22 protein-coding genes are annotated in these 26,578 nt (G+C 32.5%); 11 read left to right on the top strand and 11 right to left on the bottom strand.

Annotation, left to right across the window (positions count from 1 at the left end):
* Positions 1-3: 3 nt before the first annotated feature.
* Genes JM80_RS02170 through JM80_RS02160 form a run of 3 tightly spaced genes read left to right on the top strand, consistent with a single transcriptional unit; the run spans position 4 to position 3,298 of the window.
* Positions 4-1,722: a GMC oxidoreductase gene (locus JM80_RS02170; RefSeq protein ID WP_034644771.1), complete on the top strand. Its 1,719-nt coding sequence runs from the start codon at positions 4-6 to the stop codon at positions 1,720-1,722.
* Positions 1,722-2,369 carry a gluconate 2-dehydrogenase subunit 3 family protein gene (locus tag JM80_RS02165; RefSeq protein WP_013621237.1) on the top strand — a complete coding sequence of 216 codons (648 nt, stop codon included), beginning with the start codon at positions 1,722-1,724 and terminating at the stop codon, positions 2,367-2,369. Before JM80_RS02170 ends, JM80_RS02165 begins: the two co-directional genes overlap by 1 nt.
* A gap of 11 nt (positions 2,370-2,380) precedes the next feature.
* Complete coding sequence (locus JM80_RS02160) at positions 2,381-3,298, top strand: hydroxypyruvate isomerase family protein (RefSeq protein WP_144709097.1); 918 nt, start codon at positions 2,381-2,383, stop codon at positions 3,296-3,298.
* A gap of 523 nt (positions 3,299-3,821) precedes the next feature.
* On the opposite strand, the gene JM80_RS02155 is transcribed toward JM80_RS02160, so the two are convergent.
* From JM80_RS02155 to JM80_RS16400, 3 genes are all read right to left on the bottom strand, one after another.
* On the bottom strand, positions 3,822-6,299 hold the full coding sequence (locus JM80_RS02155; protein WP_013621239.1) for a ribonucleoside-diphosphate reductase subunit alpha: 2,478 nt from the start codon (positions 6,297-6,299) through the stop codon (positions 3,822-3,824).
* 115 nt (positions 6,300-6,414) lie between these two features.
* On the bottom strand, positions 6,415-7,401 hold the full coding sequence (locus JM80_RS02150; RefSeq protein ID WP_013621240.1) for a ribonucleotide-diphosphate reductase subunit beta: 987 nt from the start codon (positions 7,399-7,401) through the stop codon (positions 6,415-6,417).
* A gap of 507 nt (positions 7,402-7,908) precedes the next feature.
* Positions 7,909-8,073 carry a hypothetical protein gene (locus JM80_RS16400; protein WP_161633457.1) on the bottom strand — a complete coding sequence of 55 codons (165 nt, stop codon included), beginning with the start codon at positions 8,071-8,073 and terminating at the stop codon, positions 7,909-7,911.
* A 240-nt stretch (positions 8,074-8,313) separates the two neighbouring features.
* Here JM80_RS16400 and JM80_RS02145 point away from each other — a divergent pair, with 240 nt between their 5' ends.
* Positions 8,314-9,048, top strand: a complete 735-nt coding sequence (locus JM80_RS02145) for a LytTR family DNA-binding domain-containing protein (protein ID WP_013621242.1) — start codon at positions 8,314-8,316, stop codon at positions 9,046-9,048.
* Positions 9,049-9,055: 7 nt separating this feature from the next.
* Entirely contained in the window at positions 9,056-11,023 is a 1,968-nt protein-coding gene (locus JM80_RS02140) for a tetratricopeptide repeat protein (protein WP_144709096.1), read from the top strand.
* On the opposite strand, the gene JM80_RS02135 is transcribed toward JM80_RS02140, so the two are convergent.
* Complete coding sequence (locus JM80_RS02135) at positions 11,003-11,590, bottom strand: DUF3109 family protein (RefSeq protein ID WP_034644776.1); 588 nt, start codon at positions 11,588-11,590, stop codon at positions 11,003-11,005. The two genes, JM80_RS02140 and JM80_RS02135, sit on opposite strands and share 21 nt — an antisense overlap.
* Positions 11,591-11,713: 123 nt before the next feature.
* Here JM80_RS02135 and JM80_RS02130 point away from each other — a divergent pair, with 123 nt between their 5' ends.
* Together JM80_RS02130 and JM80_RS02125 are read left to right on the top strand one after the other, a co-directional pair.
* Positions 11,714-12,295, top strand: coding sequence for a MarC family protein (locus tag JM80_RS02130; protein ID WP_013621245.1), 582 nt, complete (start codon positions 11,714-11,716; stop codon positions 12,293-12,295).
* Positions 12,296-12,307: 12 nt separating this feature from the next.
* Positions 12,308-12,508, top strand: coding sequence for a hypothetical protein (locus JM80_RS02125; RefSeq protein ID WP_013621246.1), 201 nt, complete (start codon positions 12,308-12,310; stop codon positions 12,506-12,508).
* A gap of 71 nt (positions 12,509-12,579) precedes the next feature.
* Here the strand turns inward: JM80_RS02125 and JM80_RS02120 are convergent, their stop codons facing one another.
* From JM80_RS02120 to JM80_RS02105, 4 genes are read right to left on the bottom strand one after another with little or no spacing between them, the layout of a single operon-like run.
* Positions 12,580-16,062 (bottom strand): efflux RND transporter permease subunit, encoded by a 3,483-nt coding sequence (locus JM80_RS02120; protein WP_013621247.1) that lies wholly within the window; start codon positions 16,060-16,062, stop codon positions 12,580-12,582.
* A 4-nt stretch (positions 16,063-16,066) separates the two neighbouring features.
* Complete coding sequence (locus JM80_RS02115) at positions 16,067-17,233, bottom strand: efflux RND transporter periplasmic adaptor subunit (protein ID WP_013621248.1); 1,167 nt, start codon at positions 17,231-17,233, stop codon at positions 16,067-16,069.
* 31 nt (positions 17,234-17,264) lie between these two features.
* Positions 17,265-18,599 (bottom strand): TolC family protein, encoded by a 1,335-nt coding sequence (locus JM80_RS02110; protein WP_144709095.1) that lies wholly within the window; start codon positions 18,597-18,599, stop codon positions 17,265-17,267.
* A complete protein-coding gene (locus JM80_RS02105; RefSeq protein ID WP_034644782.1) occupies positions 18,600-19,205 on the bottom strand; it encodes a TetR/AcrR family transcriptional regulator in 606 nt (201 codons plus the stop codon).
* Positions 19,206-19,349: 144 nt separating this feature from the next.
* On the opposite strand from JM80_RS02105, the gene JM80_RS02100 reads away from it, so the two are divergent.
* Positions 19,350-20,324: a polyprenyl synthetase family protein gene (locus JM80_RS02100; RefSeq protein WP_144709094.1), complete on the top strand. Its 975-nt coding sequence runs from the start codon at positions 19,350-19,352 to the stop codon at positions 20,322-20,324.
* Between the two features lie 4 nt (positions 20,325-20,328).
* Here JM80_RS02100 and JM80_RS02095 read toward each other — a convergent pair whose 3' ends face one another.
* From JM80_RS02095 to JM80_RS02085, 3 genes are read right to left on the bottom strand one after another with little or no spacing between them, the layout of a single operon-like run.
* Positions 20,329-21,324 (bottom strand): hypothetical protein, encoded by a 996-nt coding sequence (locus tag JM80_RS02095; RefSeq protein ID WP_144709093.1) that lies wholly within the window; start codon positions 21,322-21,324, stop codon positions 20,329-20,331.
* A gap of 54 nt (positions 21,325-21,378) precedes the next feature.
* Positions 21,379-21,858: a thioredoxin domain-containing protein gene (locus JM80_RS02090; RefSeq protein WP_089118413.1), complete on the bottom strand. Its 480-nt coding sequence runs from the start codon at positions 21,856-21,858 to the stop codon at positions 21,379-21,381.
* Positions 21,859-21,863: 5 nt separating this feature from the next.
* A complete protein-coding gene (locus tag JM80_RS02085) occupies positions 21,864-24,158 on the bottom strand; it encodes a TonB-dependent receptor (protein ID WP_144709092.1) in 2,295 nt (764 codons plus the stop codon).
* Positions 24,159-24,237: 79 nt separating this feature from the next.
* On the opposite strand from JM80_RS02085, the gene JM80_RS02080 reads away from it, so the two are divergent.
* Genes JM80_RS02080 through JM80_RS02070 form a run of 3 tightly spaced genes read left to right on the top strand, consistent with a single transcriptional unit; the run spans position 24,238 to position 26,570 of the window.
* On the top strand, positions 24,238-24,894 hold the full coding sequence (locus JM80_RS02080; RefSeq protein WP_013621255.1) for a metal-dependent transcriptional regulator: 657 nt from the start codon (positions 24,238-24,240) through the stop codon (positions 24,892-24,894).
* 8 nt (positions 24,895-24,902) lie between these two features.
* Entirely contained in the window at positions 24,903-25,826 is a 924-nt protein-coding gene (locus tag JM80_RS02075; protein ID WP_144709091.1) for a metal ABC transporter solute-binding protein, Zn/Mn family, read from the top strand.
* Positions 25,827-25,832: 6 nt separating this feature from the next.
* Positions 25,833-26,570, top strand: a complete 738-nt coding sequence (locus JM80_RS02070; protein WP_144709090.1) for a metal ABC transporter ATP-binding protein — start codon at positions 25,833-25,835, stop codon at positions 26,568-26,570.
* Positions 26,571-26,578 lie beyond the last annotated feature (8 nt).

The following is a 26,578-nucleotide window of genomic DNA, read 5'->3' as shown; positions in this document are numbered from 1 at the left end:
AGAATGGGCAAATTTTATTATAACGAAGAACAAGAGTCTTATGATGCTATAGTTGTAGGAACTGGTATAAGTGGCGGATGGGCTGCTAAAGAATTATGTGAAGCTGGTTTAAAGACTTTAATTTTAGAAAGAGGTAGAATGGTAAAACATAGGGAGGATTACCCTACCGCTTTTAAAGAGTCTTGGGATTTGCCAAATAACGGAGCCATTTCTCCGGAAGAGAAAGCAAAACAGTTAAAGCAATCTAGAACTGGTTATACTACAAATGCAGATACTAAGCATTGGTTTGTAAATGATTTAAAGCATCCTTACAATGAAACTAAGCGTTTTGACTGGATGCGTGGTTACCACGTAGGAGGTAGATCTATAATGTGGGGTAGGCATAGTTACCGTTGGAGTGATATAGATTTTGAAGCTAATAAAAAAGATGGTCATGGTGTAGATTGGCCAGTGCGTTATAAAGATATTGAGCCTTGGTATGAAAAGGTTGAGACATTTATTGGTGTGTCTGGAGAAAGTTTAGGTTTACCCCAACTACCAGATAGTAAGTTTGAGCCAATGATGCCGTTAAATTGTGTTGAAGAAAAATTAAAGGAAAGCGTTGCCGAGAATTTTAACGGCCGTGTTATTACTGCTGGTAGAGTTGCCCACATTACTAGTGATAAAAAATTTGCAGGAGACGGAAGATCTAAATGTCAATTTCGTAATCGTTGTAGTAGAGGGTGTCCGTTTGGAGCTTATTTTAGTAGTAACTCTTCTACCTTGCCTGCTGCTGAAGCTACAGGTAATTTAACGTTAAGGCCAGACTCTATTGTTTATGAGGTTATTTATGATGAAGAAACTAAAAAAGCAACAGGAGTTAAGGTTATTGATAGGGTAACAAAAGAAAAAATAGAGTTTAAAGCAAAAGTAATTTTCTTGTGTGCATCGGCTATTGCTTCTACAGCTATATTAATGCAGTCTAAGTCTGATACTTTCCCAAATGGTATGGGTAATGAGTCAGATCAATTAGGTAGAAACATTATGGATCACCATTTAGGTTGTGGTGCAAATGGTAAGTTTGATGGTTTTGAAGATAAATACTATAAAGGAAGAAAAGCTAACGGTGTTTATATTCCTAGATTTAGGAATTTAGGAGGAGACACAGACCGTAAAGATTTTATTAGAGGCTATGGTTACCAAGGTGGTGCAAGTAGAGGTAACTGGCAAGAGGTAGTTGCAGAAACGGGTTATGGTAAAGATTTAAAAGATGCTATTTTAAAACCTGGTGGATGGACAATGGGTATTATGGGCTTTGGTGAAGTATTGCCTTATGAAGATAACAGGTTTACATTAGACTATAATAAGTTAGATGATTGGGGATTACCAACTGTTACTTTTGATGCTGAGTTTAAAGAGAACGAACTAAAAATGCGAGAAGACATTAAAGAACAGGCTGCGGCAATGTTAAAATCTGCAGGATTTAGAGATGTTAATGTTTTTGATAATTTAGGAGCTTTAGGCCTTGGAATACATGAAATGGGTACTGCTCGTATGGGTCATAATCCTAAAACGTCTGTATTAAATAAATACAACCAAGTGCACTCTGTACCTAATGTGTATGTAACAGATGGGTCTTTTATGACATCGTCTTCATGTGTTAATCCATCATTAACATATATGGCTTTTACTGCAAGAGCAGCAAACCATGCTGCAGAACAAATTAAAAAAGGATTATTATAATGAATAGAAGATTAGCACTTAAGAACCTAGGTTTGTCATTAGGCTATGTTGTAGCTACGCCAACCTTAATTAGTATTGTACAAAGTTGTAAAAACGATAAAGGTGTTGCTTTTGCTCCAGAATTTTTTTCAGAGGAAGAAGGTAATGTTGTGATAACCTTAATGGATATTATTTTACCAAAAACTGATTCTCCTTCTGCATCTGAAGCAAATGTGCATATGTTTGTAGATCAATATATAAATGTATCTAATACAGAAGAAGAAAAAGCATTGTTTAAAGCTAAAATGGCTAGTTTTTTATCATTAGCTAAGAGCAAATCTGGTAAAGATGCTGTAACAGATATTACAGCTGAAGAGTTAGAAAGCGCCTTGGCAAGTTGTTTAAAATTATCTGAAGAGCAAATTAAACAACAAAATATTACGATGCGTAATTATAATAATGCTATTGCCAATGGAGAAGTGGCCGAATTAGATATAAACTCTGGAGCTATTGCTTTTGCTCATGAGCTTAGGGGGTGGACAATTAGAGGCTATAAGGCTACGGAAGAAATAGCTAAAAACTTTTTAGCTTTTGATCCTATACCGGGTAAATATGTTCCTTGTGGTACTACAGAAGAGTTTACAGGAGGTAAAGCTTGGGCTTTATAATAATTTATTAAATGAAAAGGAGAAGCTTTATACAAAAATCGGCATTAACTGCAGGTGCATTAACTTTAGGTACTGCTTATGGTTACGGGGCTGGTTATAACACAAATGCTAAGCACGCATTTAATTTAAAGTATGCGCCTCATTTTGGAATGTTTTCTAACCACGCAGAAAGTTTAGAAGATCAATTGCGTTTTATGGCAGATGAAGGTTTTACTGCTTTAGAAGATAACACAATGCTTAGTCGTAATGTGGCAACACAAACCAAACTTGCCAAGACAATGCAAAATTTAGGCATAGAAATGGGTGTTTTTGTGGCGCATGAAATTTTTTGGAAAAAACCTAGTTTAACTTCTGGTGATTTAACCATTAGAGAAAAGTTTTTGTCTGATATTAAAAGATCTGTTGAGGTAGCAAAGCGTGTTAATGCAAAATGGGTTACTGTGGTGCCAGGACACGTAGATTTAAAGCAGTCTATGGGTTACCAAACTGCTCATGTAATAGAGTCTTTAAAGCAAGCAGCAGCTATATTAGAGCCTCACGGAATTATAATGGTGTTAGAACCGTTAAATTTTAGAGATCATCCAGGGTTGTTTTTAACAGAGTCTCCGCAAGCTTATGAAATTTGTAAGGCTGTAGATTCTCCATCTTGTAAAATTTTATTTGATATTTATCACCAGCAAATACAAGAGGGTAATTTAATACCAAATATGGAAGCAAGTTGGGATGAAATTGCTTACATACAAATTGGTGATAACCCAGGAAGAAAAGAACCTACTACAGGAGAAATAAATTATAAAAATGTATTTAAATTTATTCACGATAAAAAATTTACTGGTATTTTAGGTATGGAGCACGGCAATTCTAGACCTAATAAGGCTGGTGAACGTGCTGTTATAGAGGCTTATAAAACAGTAGATAGTTTTATGTAAAGATTAGGTTTAAAATATTGAAAAAGCTATGTGTATGCATAGCTTTTTTTGTTTTTGAAACTCTCAAATTGTGTTAAAAATTGTAATTTCAAGTTAAATTCTCTAAATGTTTATCGATTAAGTGCGCTTTTATTTGGTTGTATGTAAACTTTTTGTATTTTCATAACGTATAAATAACAAAAGGGTAATGTTTAAATTGTTATTCTTTAGAAAATACATACTACTATGGAGAATTATTTTATTTTATTAATTGTGTATACATCTGCATTAGTGTATTCTACAATTATTAGACCTAGACTTAGAAAAGAATAGCTATGGCTATTGCATAGCTTTTATATAGATTTTAAAAGCATCATTAAATCTACTATTATGGTAGTGTTTAATGATGCTTTTTTGTTTGGTGTAGTTGGTAAAATAATATTGAAAAATAAAAAACCTCAAGCTATGCCAAATTAGGGGAGGGCATAGTTGAGGTATTTTTTTTCTCGTCCATAACGAGAGGTGTTCATAAAGCTTTACGCTGTTATGAGCCGCACATTAAACAATCGTCATCTGCTTGGCCAGCTTTAGCTTGTTCTATAAGTGCTTTCATTTCTGCTGCACTCATTGGTTCTACATCTGAATCTGCAGGTGTAGGGTTTACTTTTAACTCTGTTGCAGTTGCTTTAGGTGCAGCGCTAACTGCAGCTAACTTAGGCTCTGGAGCCTCAACAACTGGTTTCTCTTTTTTCTTGCTGTTGTCTACTGTAAATTTAATTGCATCTGCAGCAGCCTTAGTTCTTAAGTAGTACATACCAGTTTTAAGTCCGCTTTTCCATGCGTAAAAGTGCATAGACGTTAACTTAGAGTAGTTTGCATTTTCCATAAATAAGTTTAAAGACTGACTTTGGTCAATGAAATATCCACGGTGTCTAGACATATCAATAATGTCTTTCATGCTTAACTCCCAAACTGTTTTGTATAGTTCCTTAATATCTTCAGGAATAATATCAATATGTTGTATAGAGCCGTTAGCACGCATAAGCTCTTGCTTTAGGCTCTCGTTCCAAAGCCCTAATTGTACTAAATCTTCTAATAAATGCTTGTTTACAACAATAAACTCACCAGATAATACTCTACGTGTATAAATATTAGATGTATAAGGCTCAAAACATTCATTATTTCCTAAAATTTGAGATGTAGATGCTGTTGGCATAGGAGCAACTAAAAGAGAGTTTCTAACCCCATTTTTTAGTACGCTTTTACGTAATTTTTCCCAGTCCCATCTACCAGATAATTCATCATCCTTAATACCCCATAAGTTATGCTGAAAATCTCCTTTAGATATTGGAGACCCTTCGTAGCTAGAGTATGGCCCATCTTCTTTAGCCATTTCCATAGAAGCTGTTACGGCAGCATAGTATAATGTTTCAAAAATCTCTTGATTTAATTTTTTTGCCTCATCACTAGTAAAAGGCATACGCATCATAATAAATGCATCTGCTAAACCTTGTACACCTAAACCAATTGGTCTGTGGCGCATGTTAGAGTTTTCTGCTTCTACTACTGGGTAGTAGTTACGGTCTATTACTGTGTTTAAGTTTCTGGTGACACGTTTTGTTACACGGAAAAGTTCTTTATGATCAAACTCGCCATTTTTTACAAACATTGGTAATGCAATAGAGGCAAGGTTACACACAGCAACTTCATCAGGAGCAGTATACTCCATAATTTCTGTACATAAGTTAGAAGAACGTATGGTACCTAGGTTCTTTTGGTTGCTCTTGCGATTTGCTGCATCTTTATATAGCATATAAGGTGTACCAGTTTCTATTTGAGATTCTAGTATTTTTTCCCAAAGATCACGAGCTTTAATTGTTTTTCTTCCTTTGCCTTCTGCTTCAAAGGCTAAGTATGCCTCTTCAAACTCTTTATCATGCTTTTTGTATAAGTCAGGGCATTCATTAGGGCACATTAATGTCCAATCTGCGTTAGCTTCAACTCTTTGCATGAATAAATCTGGAATCCACATTGCATAAAAAAGGTCACGCGCACGCATTTCTTCTTTACCGTGGTTCTTTTTTAGATCTAGGAACTCAAAAATATCTGCATGCCATGGTTCTACATAAACAGCAAAGCTACCTTTACGTTTTCCTCCTCCTTGATCTACATAACGAGCCGTGTCATTATAAACGCGTAGCATTGGCACCACACCATTAGATGTACCGTTTGTACCTGCAATATAAGAGCCTGTAGCTCTTACATTGTGTATAGATAAACCAATACCACCAGCAGACTGAGATATTTTAGCAGTTTGCTTTAATGTGTCATAAATACCATCAATACTATCGTCTTGCATAGCAAGTAAAAAGCATGAAGACATTTGTGGCTTTGGAGTACCAGAGTTAAACAATGTTGGTGTAGCGTGGGTAAAATATTTTTTAGACATAAGTTCATATGTCTCTATAGCAGCATCTAAATCGTTTAAATGTATACCAATAGAAACACGCATTAACATATGTTGCGGGCGTTCTGCTATTTTACCGTTAAGTTTTAATAGGTAAGAACGTTCTAAGGTTTTAAATCCAAAATAATCGTAGCCAAAATCTCGGTTGTATATAATAGTAGAGTCAAGTTTTTCTGAGTTGTCTTGTATCACTTTAAAGACTTCGTCAGATAAAAGAGGTGCTTTTTTACCTGTTCTAGGGTTTACATATTCATATAAATCTTTCATTACCTCAGAGAAAGATTTTTTTGTGTTTTTGTGTAAGTTAGATACAGATATACGCGCAGCTAGCTTGGCGTAGTCTGGGTGAGTGGTTGTCATAGTAGCTGCAATTTCAGCTGCTAAATTATCTAACTCAGATGTTGTTACACCATCGTATAAACCTTCTATTACACGCATAGCCACTTTTAGTGGGTCTACTAATGCGTTTAAGCCATAACAAAGCTTACGAACTCTTGCCGTAATCTTGTCAAACATTATTAATTCTTTTCTGCCGTCTCTTTTTACTACATACATGCTACAATTGTTTTTAGTGATACGTTGGTTAGGTCAAGTCTTGTGAGACTCAACAAATTGGTTATTTATAGTGCTTTTTTTAGAAATTTATTCTAAAAAATAAAAGGGTTAAATTTTAAAAATCTGCGTCAAAGCTAATTTTCTGTGCGTCGTCACCATCATTATTGTTGGCAACTCCAGATTTTTGGTACTCGGCTACTCTTTTTTCAAAGAAGTTTGTTTTTCCTTGAAGAGAAATCATATCCATAAAGTCAAATGGATTTGTAGAGTTGTACACTTTGTCACAGTTTAATTCTACTAATAAGCGGTCTGTTACAAATTCTAAATATTGTGTCATTAATTTAGAGTTCATACCAATTAAGCTTACAGGTAAAGATTCTGTAATAAATTCTCTTTCTATATCTAATGCGTCTACAAGTATTTCTGTAATACGCTCTTTAGGTACTTTATTAATTAAATGGTGGTTGTGTAGGTGAACAGCATAATCACAATGCATACCTTCATCTCTAGATATTAATTCGTTAGAGAAGGTTAATCCTGGCATTAGGCCTCTTTTCTTAAGCCAAAATATAGAACAGAAAGAACCAGAAAAGAATATACCTTCTACTGCAGCAAAAGCAATTAAACGCTCTGCAAAGCTTGGAGACTCTATCCATTTTAATGCCCAATCTGCTTTTTTTCTAATAGCAGGAAAGTTTTCTAATGCGTGAAATAAAATATCTTTTTCTTTTTCATCTTTAACATATGTATCAATTAACAATGAGTATGTTTCCGAGTGTATGTTTTCCATCATAATTTGGAAACCATAAAAGAATTTTGCTTCTGCATACTGTACTTCGCTAACAAAGTTTTCTGCTAGGTTTTCATTTACAATACCATCAGATGCAGCAAAAAATGCTAGTATATGTTTAATAAAGTAACGCTCGTCGTCATTTAATTTATTTTTCCAATCATCAAGATCAGCGTGTAAATCTATTTCTTCAGCTGTCCAGAAACTAGCTTCACATTTCTTATACCAATCCCATAAATCGTTGTGTTTAATAGGGAAAATTACAAATCTGTCTTCGTTTTTTTCTAAAATAGGTTCTATTGCTGCTGACATAATTTAAATCTGGATTATAACTGTTTTAAAAATTTTAAGGAGAATTGACCCTTAAACCTTGGGGGACTACAAAGATTGTAAAATGTAGCCACATGGTAAAGGGCTTTTGCGGCTTTTAGGCTATAAGTTTTTAACAGTAATTGTTGACATGTGTCCTCGCCAGTGATGTTTATTGCCTTTGAAGAATTTATATGTTTTTTTAGTTTTTAAACAGGAAAATGCTGTAAAAAAATAAACCAAAAAGTATATTATTTAGAAGTGTTGTTTGTGAGTGAAGTAGCAATTTATGACGCACCAAACTTTACGATTCTGACTTTAATACAAACAAAAATGAACTATTATATGATTCAGGTAGTTCCCCCCGAAACCTTTAAACCATTTGCAATAAAAACCATTTAACGTTTTATTAAAGCAGGCTGCTTAACGCAGTTGTGTATTCTGTTTTTTTAATACACGTCCTTTAGAATCGTAAACTCTTAGTTTGGTGGTATCATAAAATTAATTTTGTTATTTATTTACTGTTGTTGCTAGTAAAGAATCTGCGTTTTTATCTGTTGTAATTAAAGCAGCCTCTTGTTTTTTGTCTTTTGTTGTTGTTTTGTTGTTTTCTATTAGCGCGGCAATAACTATAGTAATTACTAATAGGCTAAACATAAAAATACATTTTTTCATAATTCTGTAATTGCTTTTAGGTTTACTTTATAAATGTTGTATTACGCACATCTAATACATTGCTAATTTATAATCATTTACTAATCTATGCGTTAACAATGTATAGATGGAGAAAAAAAATGTATAGTTTGTATGAAAATCAGCTTTTTTAAGCAATTAACACGTAATTTTTAACCAACTACACAAAAAAAATATTGTTTTAAACATTGTATTGTACATTTACTATTCTAAATCTTTGTTATGATAGAAGCAGTTGTAATTGACGATGAAATAAAAGCCATACAGAGCTTAACTTGGGAGTTAACCAACTTTAGTGATGAAATTAAAGTGGTAGCTTCTTTTACAGACCCTTATGAGGCCCTTAATTACTTAGACGGAAATATACCAGATTGTGTTTTTTTAGATATAGAAATGCCAATTATGGACGGGTTTCAGTTTATGCAAAAGGTGAAAGACAGAGAATATCCTATTGTAATTACCACTGCATACAACCAATATGCTATTAAGGCTCTTAAAAATGAAGCTATAGATTACTTGCTAAAACCTATAGATACAGATGACTTAAATGATACTATTGTTAAGATTAAAAAATACAATCAGAAAAACGATACCATTGAGCGTTTGGAACGATTGCTTTTAGGATTTAATTCTAATAAAGCAAATAAAAGGATTACTATAAATACAGACGGAAAGCTTATTTTTTTAAATAGTGATGAAATTATGTATGCTGAGTCTGATGGTAACTATAGTACACTATATTTAGATGATGGCAATAAAGTTGTATTAACAAAAAAACTAAAAGAGGTTGATGATATGCTTACCTTAGAAAACTTTTTTAGGGTGCATAACTCTTACATTGTAAATGTAAATAAGGTAAAAGAATTTATTAAAACAGATGGTTACTTGGTGTTGCAATCTAACGACAGAATTCCTGTGTCTAGACAAAAAAAGTCTAACTTTTTAGATTTGCTTTAATTTGGTTATGACTTTTAAATTAAAAAACAACATAATTACTACAAAGCAATTACTACATATTTTATTAATGTGTGTTTTATGTCTGCTTAGTGCAGAAGTAAAAGCACAGACTACACTTAGTAAAAAAAGTAAACAAAAAATAGATAGTTTAATACTTGCAAAACCGCAAACTTATGACCAAATAAATACTGTTGTTAAATACAGTAAAAAGGATACTTTATTGTTAAGGTATTTTGTGGCTAGGGCAGATAAAAGTAAGTATTTTGTAGGTGCATCTTATGCTTATAATCAATTAGGAACGGTATACAGAAATTTATCTCAATATAAAAAAGCAATACAATTACATAAACTAGGTTTAGAGGCATCTACATTAGCAGACAATATAGAGTTTAAGGTATATAGCTTAAATATGTTGGGTGTAGACTACAGAAGAATAGATGCAATACGTACCGCTTTAGATTATAACCAACAGGCCTTAGAGCTAGCAGAAAGTGTAAAAAAGCCTAGTAAAGATTTAAAACGAAGTATTAATGTATCTCTAAATAGTATTGGTAATTTATACCATAGTTTAGAACAGTATAACTTGGCTATTAACAGGTATAATGCATCTTTAAAAATAGAAGAAGAGTTGGGTAATAAGCTTGGTTTAGCTATTAATTACCAAAATATAGGAGAAGCTTTAGAGGAACAAGGTAAATTAGAGGAAGCCTTGGAAAAATACAGAACTTCATTAGCGTATAATGAAGAAATAGACTCAGACAAAGGGCAGGTAATTTGTAATAATAGTATAGCTCAAGTTTACCTAAAACAGAATAAAACTAAAAAAGCCATTGTGCTTTTAGAAACTGCTTTAGTTGGCGCCAAACAAATAGGAGATAAGTACATTACTGCTTTTGTAGAGGCAAATATGGGTTGGGCTTACATGCAGTTAAATAACATTGAAAAAGCAGAGAACCACATAAAAAGGAGTATAGAAATTGGTAAAGACCAAGGTATACCAAGAATAATTGCTTTAGGAACCAAAAGATTGTCTGAGTTAGAGCAATTAAAAGGTAATCATGATAATGCTTTAACTTACTACAAAAGAGCTATAGAGTTAGAAAAAAAAATTAGTAGTACTAGAAACATACGTTATGCCAACGATGTTATTTTAAGGTACGAGAATGAAAAAATTAATAATGAAATAGAAAACCTTAGGAAAGACAATGAAATAGTAAAGTTAAAGCTTAAAAAGAATAGAGCTACTTTACTTATCATAGGTATTTCTTTAGTGTTATTAATGGTTGTTTTGTTTGTCTTTTACAAGCAAAACCAATTAACCAGCGATAAAAAAATGCTCACGCTAGAGCAAACTATGCTGCGTAGCCAAATGAACCCTCATTTTTTATTTAATTCTTTAAATTCTATTAAGCTTTACATTATTAATAATGAAAAGAAAAATGCGGTGCATTATCTAAATAAGTTTTCTAAACTAGTTCGTAAAATATTAGAAGCATCCTCATTAAGAGAAATTTCATTAGAAGACGAGTTAGAAACCGTTAGCTTGTATATGCATATAGAAAACATTAGATTTTCTAATAAAATAGATTTTACGGTAGATGTTGATAGGGATGTAGATGTAAACCAAGTAAAAATACCATCACTAATTCTTCAACCTTTTTTAGAAAACGCTTTATGGCATGGGTTGTCATCTAAAAAAGGGATTAAAAAAATACACCTTCATATCTCAAAACAAGATGAAGAGTTTATAATAATTCGTATAACAGATAATGGTATAGGCAGAGCGGCATCAGAAAAAATTAAAGAAGCCAAAGTGCTTAAAAGAAAATCTTTAGGTATAGATATTACAAAAGAACGCTTAAAAAACTTTTCTAAAGACTATTTAAACTCTTTTAAAGTAGAGTTTATAGACTTAAAAGATGAAGATAAAAAAGCTTTGGGTACAGAAGTTATTTTAACTATTCCCATTATTTAACTTGGTGTATTCTTTTGCTACCAAGTCTAATTCATTATACCAATCTTCTCCAAACTTTCTAATTAAAGCTTCTTTTACAAACTTGTAAATAGGTACTTTTAATTCTTGACCTAATGAGCAAGCTGTATCACAAATTTCCCATTTGTGGTAATTTACACCTGTAAACTCTGTGTATTCTCTTGTTCTAACAGGATATAGGTGGCAAGATACCGGTTTTTTCCAGCTGGTAATGCCTTCGTTGTAAGCATCTTCTAATCCACATTTAGCTGTTCCGTTATCAGAAAAAACCACATAAGCACATTCACTTCCATTTACTAAAGGAGTTTCCCACTCACCATCTTCTCCTTTAACAAAAGCACCTTGCTCTTCTATGGCAGCAATACCTTCTGGCCTTAAAAAAGGCTTAACATCCTGGTAAATATCTACCAATATTTCCGTTTCCTTGTCATCTAAAGGAGCGCCAGCGTCACCGTCTATGCAGCAAGCGCCCTTGCATGCCGTTAAATTGCAAACAAAATCGTTGTCAATAATTTCTTCAGATACTATAGTTTTTCCTATTTGAAACATATGCGTAATATAAGATTGCAAAGATACTTTTTTAACGTTAATAAGTTGTTATTTTTAATTTTAGTAATTTAAAACCGTTTTATAAAGTGTAAGTTTGCACCGATTTTTAAAAAAAGTTAAATTATGCCTTCTAGTTTTTTTGATTTTAAGGAGATTGTTACTGCTAGTATGATTCTTTTTGCGGTAATAGATATTATTGGTAGTATACCTATAATTATTAGTTTAAGAGCTAAAGTTGGACATATACAGTCTGAAAAAGCTTCGCTAGTAGCTACTTTAATTATGGTTGCTTTTTTGTTTGTAGGTGAAGAAATACTTGGCCTTATTGGTATAGATGTAAACTCTTTTGCCGTAGCGGGTTCTTTTATTATCTTTTTTATGGCAATAGAAATGATATTGGGTATTACACTTTATAAAGATGATGTTCCTGAAACGGCATCTATAGTACCAATAGCTTTTCCGTTAATTGCGGGTGCTGGTACAATGACGTCTTTATTATCTTTACGAGCAGAATATCACGTACAAAATATAATTGTAGCTATCTTAGTAAACATACTTTTTGTTTATATAGTGTTAAAGTCTTCTAAAAAAATAGAAAGAGTACTGGGAAAAAGCGGATTAAATGTAATTAGAAAAGTTTTTGGTGTAATTTTGCTTGCAATAGCAGTAAAACTATTTGCAGCAAATATTAATGAACTATTTTAAATAGAAGTTAAAATGAATAAAGTAATATTTATAATCTTGTTTTTAATAGCAGGATTGCTAATTGGGTACAACGTAACTCAGATAAATTTTGAAGATCCACTAAACGGCCCAAGCACTATTGCCCTTATCTGTATTGTTGCAGCTTTGTGCGCTATTGTGTTGTTGGTAATTTTTATGATTTCTAAAAAAATTCAGGATAAAATAAAAGAATAGCTTTTAGCTAAAAAAAATTAAAAGAAAAAGGCGCCATTTATTGCGCCTTTTTTTATGGTATATAACAGTAATTACTCTGCACTAATTTTAGTTTCTTCAGTTTTTTTAGAGAACCTTATTTTTAACCTGTATGTTATGTCAAACAATGCAGGTACAATTATTAAGGTTAAAAATGTAGCTACTATAAGTCCAAATATAACTGTCCAAGCTAAAGGTCCCCAGAATATAACGTTGTCACCACCAATGTATATATGCGGATTAAACTCTGAGAATAGAGCAAAGAAATCTATATTTAAACCAATGGCAAGTGGTATTAGCCCAAGTACCGTAGTAACTGCGGTTAAAATTACAGGTCTTAACCTTGCTTTACCACCAGTTACAATTGCTTCTGTGGCTTCCGCTCTAGATAAAACATCTCCTTCATCTAAGCCAAGCTTCACTTTTTTACGGTCTATAAGTATTTGGGTATAATCTAACAATACAACACCATTGTTTACTACAATACCTGCTAAGGATATAATACCCATCATTGTCATCATTATAACAAAAGACCACCCAGTAATCATTAGTCCACCAAACACACCAATAAAGCTTAGGAAAATGGCTATCATTATAATTATTGGTTTAGAAATACCACCAAACTGAAATATTAGAATTAGCATAATTAAGCCTAGACCAGAAAAGAATGCACTAACAAGAAATATCATTTGTTTATTTTGCTCTTCAATTTGGCCAGTGTAATCTATTTTTACGGTAGAAGGTTTGCCTTTGTAATCCTCCATTTCTTTTTGTATCTCATCTACAATTGCAGCAGCATCTGTAAAACCAGGTTCTAAACCAGAGTAGATTGTTACAACACGCTCGTTATCTCTGTGCTTAATAGCGCTAAAACCAGAGGTGTTTTTAGTAGTGGCAACAGCAGAAACCGGAATTTCTTTTATTTGTCCGTTAGATGGATCTCTAAAAATTATATTCTGGTTAAATAATGCATTTGTATTGTAGCGTAAATCTTCATTAAAGCGAACGTTAATGTCATAATCATCACCATCCTCTTTGTAAACCCCTGCTTTTTCTCCAAACAATGCTCTACGTAATTGATTGCCAACTTGAGCAACAGATACTCCTAGTTCACCAGCTTTTTCGCGGTCTACCACAACCTCCATAGAAGGTTTACTCTTGTTTACATCAATCTTTATTTCTTCTATACCAGCTATATTTTTGGTGTTAATAAAGTTTTTAATGCTTTCTGCTGTTGCTATAAGTTCATTATAGTCTTTACCTTCTAATTCTATATTAATAGGGTAGCCAGCAGGTGGTCCATTAGAGTCTTTTTCTACAGATATATTTACACCTGGGTAAATGCCGCTTAGTGCTTTTTGCACCTTTGCACGTATATCTTCTGTGTTAATTCCTCTTCTAAATTTAAACTCGCTAAAGTTTACCGTTATTTTACCTTTATGCGGCATTTCTGCGGTAGAACCACCATCTGTTTGTGGGTTGCCAGCACCCTCACCAACTTGAGAAACTGCAGAATCTACAATAAAATTTTCTCCATTGTGCTTGTAAATATCATCATCTAAAAGATCATAAACTCTTTTTTCTATAACCTTTGTAATGGCATTTGTTTTCTCAATAGAAGTACCTTCAGGATATTCTATGTAAACAGATATTTCATTAGGAATGTTGTCAGGGAAAAATTCTATTTTGGTTCTTTTACTGCCAATAGACATACCAAAAAGCATAAAAACAACAAGTAAAAGCACAAAAGTTACGCCTACATACCAGTAAACGTTGCCGCCTCTTAAGGCGTGTTTTAATCTGCGCTCGTACCAGTTTTCAAACTTAACCATTGTGTTTTTTTGGAAACGAATAGCCAATTTTTTAATAAAATACTTGTAAGCCCAGAACATTATTGCAGTAATAATCATTACAGAGCCTAAGCCTCTCATTGCGCCACCAAAAATTAATATTAGTAAACCAAAACCACCAAGAATAATACTTAAGCGTATAAGTTGTTTAACGGTAAGTTCTTTTTCGCCTAGTTCCATAAATCTAGAAACCAGCATAGAGTTCATTAAAATAGCAACAAGTAATGAAGAACCTAAAACAACAGATAGTGTTATTGGGAAAAACTTCATAAACTGGCCCATTACACCCGGCCATAAACCAAGAGGTACAAAGGCTGCAACAGTTGTAAGTGTAGATACAATAATTGGGAAAGCAATTTCGCCAACACCTTTTTTTGCAGCTTCAACTTTAGACAAACCTTCATCCATTAAACGGTATACGTTTTCTACAACCACAATACCGTTATCTACAAGCATACCAAGTCCCATAATCATTCCAAAAAGAATCATTGTGTTTAGGGTGTAGCCTAGTAAAGATAATATCATAAAAGACATAAACATAGACATAGGAATGGCAAAACCAACAAATAGTGCGTTTCTAAATCCTAAAAAGAACATTAAAACGGTTACAACTAATATAATACCAAAGATGATGTTGTTTACAAGATCGTCTACTTGGTTTAAGGTTTTTGTTGATGAGTCGTTTGCAATAGAAATTTTTAAATCTGGTGGGTAATACTCTTTTTGGGCCTTTTTTACAATTTCTTTTATTTGGTCTGATGCAGAAATTGAGTTTTGTCCTGCTCTCTTTTTTACATCTAACATTACTACGCTTTCTCCAAACTCTCTGGCATAGGTAGTTTTATCTTCTTCAGAAAAAGTAATAGTAGCAATATCTCTAAGGTAAGTAGCACCATTTTCTGATTTAACCACAAAGTTGTTTAGTAATTGTGGGTCTTTTACTTCGCCTAAAATACGTATAGTTCTTCTTTGTTCTTTTGTTTTTAAATTACCAGCAGACATAGTAACATTACCGCCTCTTATTGTATTTAAAACATCATCAAAACTAATTTTAGCAGCCATCATTTTATAAATGTCTACTGCAATTTCTACTTCTTTTTCTTGAGCACCACGTATGTCTGCCTGTTTTATTTCTTGCAAGTCTTCAACTTTATCTTGTAAATACTCTGCAAAATCTTTTAACTTTTCTACAGGATAATCTCCTGTAAAGTTAATGTTCATAATAGGCATTTCTTCAGACAAGTTAAGATCAAAAACATTAGGTTCTACTTTTGCACCATTAAAAGTAGGCCAGTCTTCACTTGCTTTTTCTGCATCTACCTCGTCTTTAATTTTTTGTTTAGCCTCTTGTACAGTAATGCCTTCGTCAAACTCTACTATAATCATAGCATAGTCTTCTTGCGAGGTAGATGTTACCTCTACAACATTACTTACGTTTTTTATTTTATCTTCTAAAGGATCTGTAATTAAACGTTCTATATCTTCAGCAGTGTTACCAGGGTATGGTGTGCTTATATATATTTTGGTTTCAATTACTTCAGGGAAATCTTCTCTTGGCATTGCCATATAAGCAGAGAGTCCTATCCATAAAAATAGTCCAATTAGCACATAAATAACGGAAGGGTTATCTATTGCCCATGAGGATATTTTAAATTCCTTGTCGGCGTTTTTTTGTATTTTGCTCATGGAATTATTGATTTAAAATTTCAACTTTTTGTCCGTCTTTAACTGTTCTTGCACCTTCTTTAATTACGTGTTCATTAGCTGTTAGGCCAGATACAACCTCTGTTAATGGGCCTTGACTTTTACCAGTCGTAATTATTTTCTTTTTAGCATTAGCATAGTTTTCTTCTGTTTTTTCTGCTACATAAACATACTGTTCTCCGTTTGCATTTTCAGAAATTACACTTTGTGGTATTAAAATAGCCTCATTGCTAGTGTAGTCATTAAGTCTAACTTTTGCTGTTAAGTTTGGTTTTATATTTCCGTTTTTATTAGGAACCGGAATTTCTACTACAAAAGATCTGTTACTAGGATTAATAAAGTTACCAGTTTGGCGAACCTTAGTAACTACGCTATCATTTAAAATTGGAAAATATACAACAGCTTCTTTTCCGTTTTTTATGCTTTTAATGTAGGTCTCTGGTACCTCTACATCTAAATACATATTAGATAAGTTTACAATTCTAAAAACTTCAGATCCCATACCAGGGGCAACAACAGTTCCTTGCTCTTTAATAACATCGTCTATAATGCCAGTAAAAGGAGCTCTAATGCTAGATTTGCCTAATTGACTTTCTGCCTGTTTAATAGCGTTTACTTGGGCTTCGTAATTGGTTTTAGCCTGTAGGTATTGTATTTCAGAACCTATTTTTTGCTCCCAAAGTCTTTGTTGCCTTTCGTAAGTAGTTTTTGCCAGTTCTGCTTGTGTTTTTAATTGTGCAAGTTGACTGCTCATACCACCATCATCTATAGTAGCAAGTATTTGCCCTTTGTTTACTTTTTGTCCTTCTTTAACGTATACTCTTTTTAATGTACCAGCCATTTCTGGGTATATTAAAACATTTTGTTTTGTTTGTACGTTACCTTGTAGTTCTAAAAAGTGATTAAAAACCTGATTTTTAGTGGTTAATGTACTTACTAAAGGAAGGTTTTTGTTTCCTTGTATTTCTGCAATGGCAGAGTCTAGCTTAAACATTTGCATCTCTAGCTTTTTGTGCTCTTCAGAAACCGTAGCTTTCTTTTCTCTTATGGCTTCTATATCTCCCTTAGCAATAATGCTTTCTACAGAATTGTTTTTGCTTCCGCAGGCAGTAACAACTGCTGTAAGTGTTAGTATGTAGAATATTTTTTTCATGTTGTTTGTGTTACAAATTGTTGTGTTGGGGTTAGTTATTTAGAATTAATTCTAAAGCTGTTTTTTTATTAATTACGTCTACCATAGACTGTAAGTACTCTTGTTGTACTGCGTACAATTGTGTTTGTGCCTGTCTAAGTTCAAAACTTGTAGTTAAACCTTCAAAATACTTTACCTGGTTTTTTTTCTCTATGCGTTCTGCTAAGCCTAAATTGTCTTTATTTGTTTGGTATTGTTCTATTGCTAAAATGTATTCACTTTTTGCATTTTCCCAACTTAAACGTAAAGATTCTTCTGCTTCTGTTTTTTGTGTTTTTGCTTTTTCTAATGCAATTTTGGCACGTTGTGTAGATGCACTTCTGCGTAAAGAACTAAATATTGGAATATTAAGATCAAAACCTAAAATTGATGAGTTAAACCAATCTGTTTCCTTCTTTAAAAAATCAAATTCTTGACTGTAAGCTGTGTATCCAAAATTTACAAAAGCATTAAGTGTTGGTAGTGCTTTACTTTTTTCTAACTTAAGCTCTAATGCACGTTGCTCATTTAAGTTAAGTGCCATTTTGTAGTCTACATTATTTTCTAAAACTAAATCGCTTTCTACTAAATTAAAATCTATCTGCTTTTCAGTTAAAATATCTAAGTCTTCTGTTAATTTAGTTGGGTTGTCTAGTTCTAAGCCCATTACTAAATTTAGCATTTGCACTGTAATTTTTTTAAGTCTAATTGCGTTTTTTAACTGGTTTGTTATAGATGCTAAAGTAATTTGCAGTTGCTCTACACTCTCTTCTTCAGTTAAACCATTTTCAAAAATCTTTTGCGTTTCGTTAAGGTTTTTTTCTAAAGCGGTTTTGTTTTTCTCTAATATAGCAGCACTTTCTTCTGCTAAAAGTACATTGCCATATGCTTCTACAACTGCCTTGCGTACATCTAAAGCATTTTTTTCTTTACTATTAGCGCTGTAATCTATAAACGTTTTAGTTGCTTGTACACCTACAATATATGAGCCATCAAAAATTTGCTGACTTAAAGTTGCTGTAGCACTAGTAGATTGTTTTTGTCCAAAAACTACAGGTATAAAAGACCCTGGTGCACCACCTGCTAATTCTCCTGGTATTAAAGATACAGGTTGCTTTAATTGGTTTTGGTAGCTAATTGCACCATTTACTTGCGGTAAACCGCTAGCAATAGTTTCCCATTTTTGCTTTTGCGCATCTTCTATGTCTCGTTCTGCATTTATAGCACTATAATTGTGCTCTAATGCGTAGTTAATTGCTTCTTGTAGCGAGAAACTAGTGGGTTTCTCCTGAGAAAATCCCATTTGTATGCTCAAAAGCAATACTAATAATGTTAAACTCCTTTTCATTTATGATTGATTTGATTTGATAATATCAGTTAATAATTTTTCTCCTTTTATAGTTACTATTCCTCTTAAGTGGTATTCTAAATAATTGTCCATTAATTTTATTTTTGAAAATTTTTCAGGCGGAAAAAAGTCATCATCCTTAATAGCCGTCATCCCAGAAAAGTATATTCTAGAAATAAATTCTGTGTCTAAATTTTTTCTAAATAATCCCAATTTTATTCCTTCATCTAAATTTGCTAATACACATTTTTGCATAAATGTAAACTGCTCTTTTTTTAATGATTGGTGTATTTTAGGATAGTACTTTTGTAGTTGATAAATTGGAGATGAACTTTCATCTTTTAGGTTAGAGATTATAAATTTTCTTATCTCAAACATTTCTTCAATAGGGTTGTGGTTTAACGCACAAATATTGTTTATCCCTTTAGTAATATTACAAAATAAATGAGAGGTACTTTCCTCTATTAACTTTGTTTTATTGTCAAAGTAGGTGTAAATGGTTTTTTTAGACATCCCCAATTCGTTGGCTAAATCATCCATTGTAACACTCTTAAAACCTAGGCTTAAGAATAAATCTGTAGCTTTTTCTAAAATTTTTTCTTTCATAATGTGGCGCAAATATAAGTCAGGAAACTTAGAATACAAAAAAAGTTTCCTAAGTTTTATTATTACTTAACCTTAGTTTAAAATGAATGTTACATTTATAATTACTTAAAAAGTATTTCATGTATTTTTGGAAAAAAAATAAAGATGCACACCATTGACCAGTATAGAGAGTCTTTTTTAGAAAAATTAAACAAAATTACAACAGAAAAGGAGCCTAAAAACTTATATGAACCTATTAATTATATACTGCAATTAGGTGGTAAGCGTTTGCGTCCTATTTTGGCATTAATGACTGCAGATATTTTTGAGACAGATTTTAAAAAAGCGATACCAGCAGCTATGGCCGTTGAGGTTTTTCATAATTTTTCTTTAGTTCATGATGATATTATGGATGATGCACCATTAAGAAGAGGAAAAGCAACTGTGCATGAAAAATGGGATATTAATACTGGTATTTTATCTGGTGATGCAATGCTAATTGAAGCATATAGGCTTTTAGAACAGTATGATGGTGAGCAATACAAAAAACTAAATGTACTTTTTAGTACTACTGCTTTGCAAGTTTGTGAAGGGCAGCAATATGATGTTGATTTTGAAACTAGAGATGATGTTACCATACCAGAATACTTAAAAATGATTGAGTATAAAACTGCTGTTTTGGTTGCTGCTGCTATGAAAATGGGAGCTATAATAGCAGAAACTACGGTAGAAAATGAAGACTTAATTTACGATTTTGGTAAAAATTTAGGTATAGCTTTTCAGTTGCAAGATGATTATTTAGATGCTTTTGGTGACCCAAAGACATTTGGTAAACAAGTAGGTGGTGATATTATAGAAAACAAAAAAACATACTTGTACTTAAAAGCATTAGAACTTTCCTCTAAGGCAGAGCAAAACTCATTAGATCAGTTGTTTTCTATACAACCAACAAATAATAATGATAAAATAGCTACTGTAAAAGTTATTTTTGAAGAGTCTAAAGCAGATGTTGCTACAAAGCAAGCTATAGAAGATTATACGCAAAAAGCCTTTAATGTTTTAGATAAGCTAGAAATACCTGCTACAAACAAAGAAGCATTAAAGCAATTTGGGTTATGGCTAATGACCAGAAAAGTGTAACTTTTTAGTCTGCCAAATACGGAACCTTCTTTAATGTAATTATTGGCTTACTTAGCATTTGCTGTATGGTTTGCTGTTGTTCTACAATGCAAATAACCTCTATGCCAATGTGTATGCCGTAAATATTATCTGGATTATTAAGTCCTAAATAAAATGTGCCTTTGGTAGTGTCTGTTACATTTACAATACCAGACTTGTAGTTTTCTCTAGAGCCAAATAAGTAGGGAGCATAGTCTTCTTTTTGTTTAAAGAGTAATGCATTTTCTTCGTTTAGTAAATAAATGTCGCAAATATTAGCTCCAGGTGGTGGACTCAAATTTTCTACTGCGCCCGAAAAAGAATTTTCCGTATCTATATAATTAGACAATGTAGAGGCTAAACCAAAACTTTTTATTGTGTTTTTTATGTCTTGTTCTTCTCTAGAGGCACTAAAAACGTAATACCAAGAAACTGTATTTTTTGGTAATGCAATTGGTACTAGAACTCTGCTTTTTCCTCCTTTTAATAAGTCGTTAGACCTACTGTTAAGGTAAAAATTATCTTGCTGTAAAGAGATTGTTTTTAGTTTAGTAACCTCTGTGTCTGTTTTTATTGGTGTAGCATATGTTGTGTCTGCAACTTCTTTGTAGGCAATAATAGGCGCTTGTTTGTTAAAAGAATCTACTTTAAAATTTAAGCTTATTTTTGAATCCTTACTATTGCTGGTTTTTATAATTAATTGGTATAGGTCTGTGTCTGGAGCTTCTAGCCAATAATTTGCTTTTTTGCCTAAAGTTTTAAAAATTGCTGTATTTACATCTTTATACTTACTTATGGTATAAACTATATCTCCTTTTCCTTTAGCCTTTAAACTCAAATGTATATGATCATTTTTGTTAGCGGAAAATAATAATTTATAATCCTCAGTTTTGCTAACCGTAAAAGTAGTGTCTTGTTTTTGCTGTGCATTTATAGTGGTAATGCAAAACAGTAGGGTAAAAAAACAGACAAGGTATTTCATAGCTTTTTTTTGTAAATGTAACTAAAGTTATTTTTTTTCAAACGTAATAAATTGTTATTGTATTGTTTTTAAAAGTTGTTTTGCATTTAAATATTGAAAATACCTAGCTGTTGCTGTAAATGTATCATCTAAAATAACTGTTACTGGTAATGAAAATGGTTTGTTTTTTCGGCTAGCCATTAATAAAGGTATTTCATGAATAGCATTTACTTTTTTAAAGTTTTTGTTCTCATAAATTTTGCCGCCAAATGTTATTTTTTTAGTAGATTCTACATTCATTTTAACTACGTAATACTCTTTTTTTAGTTTGTTAATTACGGTGGTGTCTTTGTATGTTTTACGTTCCATTTTATTGCATAAACTACACCAGTCTGCATAAAAGTGTATGAGTACTTTTTTTGGTTTTACAGCTAAAGAGTCTTCAAGCTGGTTAAAGCTTAGCCAGTTTAATTTGTGCGCTTGTGCATTTAATTGAGTACAGTTTATATAGCCAATTAATAGGCCAATAAGTATTTTTGGGTAGTGCAATTTCATTTTAGTTACAAACTTTTTAATCTTAGTCCTAAAAAAATGGTTCTTGGTAAAGACGGACCGTAAACGTAATTACTATCTCTGTTTTTCCCGATATCAAAATCGTTTTGATAAGCATTGGTTATGTTTTTTACGCCACCAAACACCTCTAAGCCAGTATTTAATTTGTTGCTGTTAAAAGTATAGCCTAATCTTAAGCTTGTTTCTAAAAAAGATGGGGTGTCCTTGTACTCATCTATAGCCTGACCCGTGTTTTCTCCTCCAAAATGTGCAATATCCATACTGCCTGTATAAACCAAATTAGCAGAGGCATTAAACCTTTTAGTTGGTGTGTACGTTAGTGTTGCAAAACCATAGGTGTTTGGTGTTCTTAAAAATTCTTTTTTAGTAGGTAAGCCTTCAATATTTTCTACTGCTTCTGTAAATTTGCTAGATTGTAATGTAAAGCCTGCATCAACCTGTAGAACATAATCAAAATTAGCTCTTGTTTCTACTGTTATACCTTTCACAACGGCTCCGTCACCATTTCTTTTTTCAAATAACTCACCAAAACTATCTTCGCCTAAAGGAAAAAGGTAAAAAGCATCATTTAATTTTGTGTAAAAGCCTTCTACTGTAAAGCCAGCAATTAAATGCTCTGTAGCTTTGTCATAATTAAAAGAAGCCGTGTAGCTGTTAGAGCGTTCTTCAAATAAATTATCAGACAAAGATATTCTAGAAATTCCTCCCCCTGCAAAGGCAATATGCAAATCGGTATCAAAAGCTTGTGGCGCTCTAAAGCCTGTTCCCCAACCTAATCTAAATTGAGATTCTTTATTCATTTTGTATAAAAATGATAGTCTAGGACTAGCAATTACTTTATCTAGTAAGTTGTGTTTGTCTATTCTTAGTCCTGATAAAAAATTAATTTTAGGAGTAATATCCCAATCGCTTTGTAAAAATGCACCCCAATTTCGGGTTGTTTGGTCTATTTTATAATTGTACGCCTCTATTACATCTAAAACATCATCATAAACATACTCGGTACCAAAAGTAAAAATTGCTTCTCCGCCTACAAATGAATCTACTTTATGGTTTAATTGCACACCAGCTTGGTGAGTCTCTACTTTAGAGGTTCCGTATGGTGGGTTTACCAAAAAAGAGTTTAACTCATTTTCATCATCTGGTAGTATGCCAGTATAGTGGTCTCGGTCTGTAATTTGTCCGCCATAGTAGGCAATAAAACTATTTTTATCTTCATTAAAATTTATCTGATAATCTAAACTTCCCATTATTATATTATGGGTGCGTTCTTCAGACTGTTTTGCTAAATGAGCAGCTTTATTTACTTGCTCGCCACCATATCTGTATTCATAAATACTACTTATACTTGCTTCTATTTTTTCGTTTTCAGAAGGTAAATAAAATAAATTTGCCCCAAAAGAATTGTTTTTTAGGCTAGGCAATTCAGAGTAATTATCGCCATTATCATCATACGTATTTCTATCTCTTTTATTGATGAAAAATGTAGCACCGGCAGATCTATCATTATTTACAACCGTAGCATTACCAAGTAAAATATTATCAGATGCGTTATTGTTAATACTCTGGTAGGTATAGGTTAAGTTGTATTCGTTTTTAATAGGTATTTTGGTAATTACGTTAACTGTGCCGCCAATAGCACTAGAGCCGTATAGTGCAGAAACACCACCTCTTACCACTTCAATGCGTTCTATCATATTTACCGGAATTTGTTCCATACCATATAAACCGGTTAGCGGACTAAATACAGGTCTCCCGTTTATTAATATTTGAGAATAACCACCCTGTAAGCCATTCATACGTAATTGTGTGTAATTGCAAGTTTGGCAATCTGTTTCTATCCTTAAACCTGGTTGAAACCTAAGTCCCTCAGATAAGTTAGTGGCAACAACATTATCTAACGTTTTACTGTTTATAAGGTTTACAATTACAGGAGAGTCTGTTCTTCTTTTTTCTGTTTTGGTACCGGTAACCACAATTTGGTCTAAGCCCAAAACATCTTCCTTAAGGTTAAAATTAAGAGCTTGGTTGTTGTTAACTGTAACTTGCTTTTCAATAGTGGTAAAGCCTACACTTTGGCATACTAAAATGTAATCCCCTTTACTTAGTTTTAAACTGTAAAATCCCTCTTCATTTGTTGTAGTGCCAATAGGCTTTCCTTTAACGTGTACAGATGCATATGCTAATGGTGTGTTGTAATTACTTACTTTTCCTTTAATGTTAAAGTCTTGAGAAAAAATAGAATAGGGAATAATTATTAATAGTAAAATTATTTTTTTCATAAGTTTAAAATTAAATTTAGACAAATCTAAAAATTTGTTTTTAGAAATAAAAATGTATTTTTGGTAAAAATTAAATTTGATGACGCATTCCGAGGAAAATTATTTAAAAGCAATTTTTCACATTGGTAAAGGAGGAGTTAATGAGATCTCTACAAATGCTATTGCAGAGCAAATGGAAACTAAGCCATCTTCTGTAACAGATATGATTAAAAAATTATCTGAAAAAAATCTAGTAAACTATAAAAAATACAAAGGTGTTTCATTAACAGATACTGGTAAATCTATGGCTTTGTCTATTATTAGAAAGCACAGGTTATGGGAAGTTTTTTTAGTAGAAAAGTTAGAGTTTTCTTGGGATGAAGTGCATGAGGTAGCAGAACAATTAGAGCATATTAAAAGTGAAAAATTAATAGATAAGTTAGATAAGCTTTTAGATTACCCTAAGTATGATCCGCACGGAGACCCAATACCAGATAAGAATGGTAATTTTAAAGTGATAGATAAAAAGCTTTTGAGTGAACTTTCTGTAAATGATAAAGGTATTTGTGTAGGGGTAAAGGATTCTTCTAGTCAGTTTTTAAAGTTTTTAGATAAAAATAAAATTGCATTAGGAGATGTGATAGAAGTAATAGATAAGGAAGATTTTGACGGATCTTTTCAATTAAAAATTAATGCAAACAGTTTTAACGTGTCTAACCAAATTGCTTCTAATTTGTTTGTGCAGATAACAGAATAAATAACAAAATGAAAAAGATTATATATGTACTAATTAGCGTTTTAATGGTGAGTTTATCTGCTTGTAAAACGGATGCTAAAAAAGCTGTTAACGGAAAATTAAACGTAGTTACAACAACTACAATGATTACAGATTTATTACAGAATATTGGCGGTAATACTATAAATGTTGTTGGTTTAATGGGCAGTGGTGTAGATCCGCACTTGTACAAGGCTAGTGAGGGTGATGTAACGAAATTGGTAAACGCAGACGTAGTTTTTTATGGCGGTTTACATTTAGAAGGTAAGCTTGTTGAGGTGTTTGAAAAAATGGAAAGAACAGGAAAAAAAACAATAGCTGTTTCTGATGCTTTAAATAAAAAAGAACTTATTGGTTCTGAGTATTTTGCTTCTAATTACGATCCGCATATTTGGTTTAATGTTACATTTTGGAAACAAATAACTACCTATGTTACAAATGAGTTAAAAAAGGCAGACCCTAAAAATGCTGCTGTTTATGAGCAAAACAGCAAAAAATACTTGCAAGAATTAACAAAACTAGATGCAGAAGTAAGAGAAAAAATTAATGAGCTACCACAAGACAAAAGAATTTTAGTAACAGCCCATGATGCTTTTAATTATTTTGGAGCATCATATAATTTTAATGTGGTTGGTTTGCAAGGATTATCTACAGCAACAGAAGCTGGTGTGCAAGATGTACAAGAATTGTCTAAATTTATAATAGAAAATAAAGTGAAAGCTATTTTTGTAGAGAGTTCTGTACCTAAACGTACAATAGAGGCTTTACAGGCATCTGTTACATCTAAAAATCATGATGTTGCCATAGGAGGTACATTATATTCTGACGCTTTAGGTGATAAAGGAACTGTAGAAGGTACATATATAGGAATGTTTAAATACAATGTAACTACAATTGTAAATGCGTTAAAATAACAACTTATGAAAACTAAATACGCTATTACTGTAGATGACCTTACGGTTGCTTACAACTATAAACCTGTTTTATGGGATATAGATTTGGCAATACCAGAAGGCGTGCTTATGGCTATTGTTGGTCCTAACGGTGCAGGTAAATCTACTCTAATAAAATCTATTTTAGGTATTATTAAGCCTATTGCTGGTAGTGTAAAAATTTTTGATAAACCCTATAAAAAACAGTTTAAAGAGGTTGCTTACGTGCCGCAAAAAGGTAGTGTAGATTGGGATTTTCCTACCACTGCTTTAGATGTTGTAATGATGGGAACTTATGGTGGTTTGGGGTGGATTAAAAGACCTGGGCAAAAAGAGAAAAAAGCAGCATTAGAAGCATTAGAAAAAGTGGGTATGTTGTCTTTTAAATCAAGACAAATTAGTCAGCTTAGTGGCGGACAACAACAACGTATATTTTTAGCTAGAGCATTAGTGCAAAATGCAAGTATTTATTTAATGGATGAACCTTTTCAGGGAGTAGATGCTACAACAGAAAAAGCCATTATTAATATTTTAAAAGAATTGCGTAAAGCCGGAAAAACATTAATTGTGGTACATCATGATTTGCAAACGGTACCAGAATATTTTGATTGGGTTACGTTTTTAAATGTGAAGAAAATAGCAACAGGGCCTGTTAAAGATATTTTTAATGATGGTAACCTAACTAAAACTTATGGTATAAACTATAAAGTAAGTGTGCAAGAGTAAGTTTATAT

This window comes from Cellulophaga sp. RHA_52, from assembly GCF_007827205.1.
Lineage (GTDB): Bacteria > Bacteroidota > Bacteroidia > Flavobacteriales > Flavobacteriaceae > Cellulophaga > Cellulophaga lytica.
This window is presented reverse-complemented; position numbering and strand designations above follow the sequence as displayed.

What these genes read in the sequence shown, in the direction of transcription:
- JM80_RS02170 (WP_034644771.1), top strand. Translation starts at nt 4, where the DNA reads ATGGGCAAATTTTATTATAACGAAGAACAAGAGTCTTATGATGCTATA.
- JM80_RS02165 (WP_013621237.1), top strand. Translation starts at nt 1,722, where the DNA reads ATGAATAGAAGATTAGCACTTAAGAACCTAGGTTTGTCATTAGGCTAT.
- JM80_RS02160 (WP_144709097.1), top strand. Translation starts at nt 2,381, where the DNA reads ATGAAAAGGAGAAGCTTTATACAAAAATCGGCATTAACTGCAGGTGCA.
- JM80_RS02155 (WP_013621239.1), bottom strand. Translation starts at nt 6,299, where the DNA reads ATGTATGTAGTAAAAAGAGACGGCAGAAAAGAATTAATAATGTTTGAC.
- JM80_RS02150 (WP_013621240.1), bottom strand. Translation starts at nt 7,401, where the DNA reads ATGTCAGCAGCAATAGAACCTATTTTAGAAAAAAACGAAGACAGATTT.
- JM80_RS16400 (WP_161633457.1), bottom strand. Translation starts at nt 8,073, where the DNA reads ATGAAAAAATGTATTTTTATGTTTAGCCTATTAGTAATTACTATAGTT.
- JM80_RS02145 (WP_013621242.1), top strand. Translation starts at nt 8,314, where the DNA reads ATGATAGAAGCAGTTGTAATTGACGATGAAATAAAAGCCATACAGAGC.
- JM80_RS02140 (WP_144709096.1), top strand. Translation starts at nt 9,056, where the DNA reads ATGACTTTTAAATTAAAAAACAACATAATTACTACAAAGCAATTACTA.
- JM80_RS02135 (WP_034644776.1), bottom strand. Translation starts at nt 11,590, where the DNA reads ATGTTTCAAATAGGAAAAACTATAGTATCTGAAGAAATTATTGACAAC.
- JM80_RS02130 (WP_013621245.1), top strand. Translation starts at nt 11,714, where the DNA reads ATGCCTTCTAGTTTTTTTGATTTTAAGGAGATTGTTACTGCTAGTATG.
- JM80_RS02125 (WP_013621246.1), top strand. Translation starts at nt 12,308, where the DNA reads ATGAATAAAGTAATATTTATAATCTTGTTTTTAATAGCAGGATTGCTA.
- JM80_RS02120 (WP_013621247.1), bottom strand. Translation starts at nt 16,062, where the DNA reads ATGAGCAAAATACAAAAAAACGCCGACAAGGAATTTAAAATATCCTCA.
- JM80_RS02115 (WP_013621248.1), bottom strand. Translation starts at nt 17,233, where the DNA reads ATGAAAAAAATATTCTACATACTAACACTTACAGCAGTTGTTACTGCC.
- JM80_RS02110 (WP_144709095.1), bottom strand. Translation starts at nt 18,599, where the DNA reads ATGAAAAGGAGTTTAACATTATTAGTATTGCTTTTGAGCATACAAATG.
- JM80_RS02105 (WP_034644782.1), bottom strand. Translation starts at nt 19,205, where the DNA reads ATGAAAGAAAAAATTTTAGAAAAAGCTACAGATTTATTCTTAAGCCTA.
- JM80_RS02100 (WP_144709094.1), top strand. Translation starts at nt 19,350, where the DNA reads ATGCACACCATTGACCAGTATAGAGAGTCTTTTTTAGAAAAATTAAAC.
- JM80_RS02095 (WP_144709093.1), bottom strand. Translation starts at nt 21,324, where the DNA reads ATGAAATACCTTGTCTGTTTTTTTACCCTACTGTTTTGCATTACCACT.
- JM80_RS02090 (WP_089118413.1), bottom strand. Translation starts at nt 21,858, where the DNA reads ATGAAATTGCACTACCCAAAAATACTTATTGGCCTATTAATTGGCTAT.
- JM80_RS02085 (WP_144709092.1), bottom strand. Translation starts at nt 24,158, where the DNA reads ATGAAAAAAATAATTTTACTATTAATAATTATTCCCTATTCTATTTTT.
- JM80_RS02080 (WP_013621255.1), top strand. Translation starts at nt 24,238, where the DNA reads ATGACGCATTCCGAGGAAAATTATTTAAAAGCAATTTTTCACATTGGT.
- JM80_RS02075 (WP_144709091.1), top strand. Translation starts at nt 24,903, where the DNA reads ATGAAAAAGATTATATATGTACTAATTAGCGTTTTAATGGTGAGTTTA.
- JM80_RS02070 (WP_144709090.1), top strand. Translation starts at nt 25,833, where the DNA reads ATGAAAACTAAATACGCTATTACTGTAGATGACCTTACGGTTGCTTAC.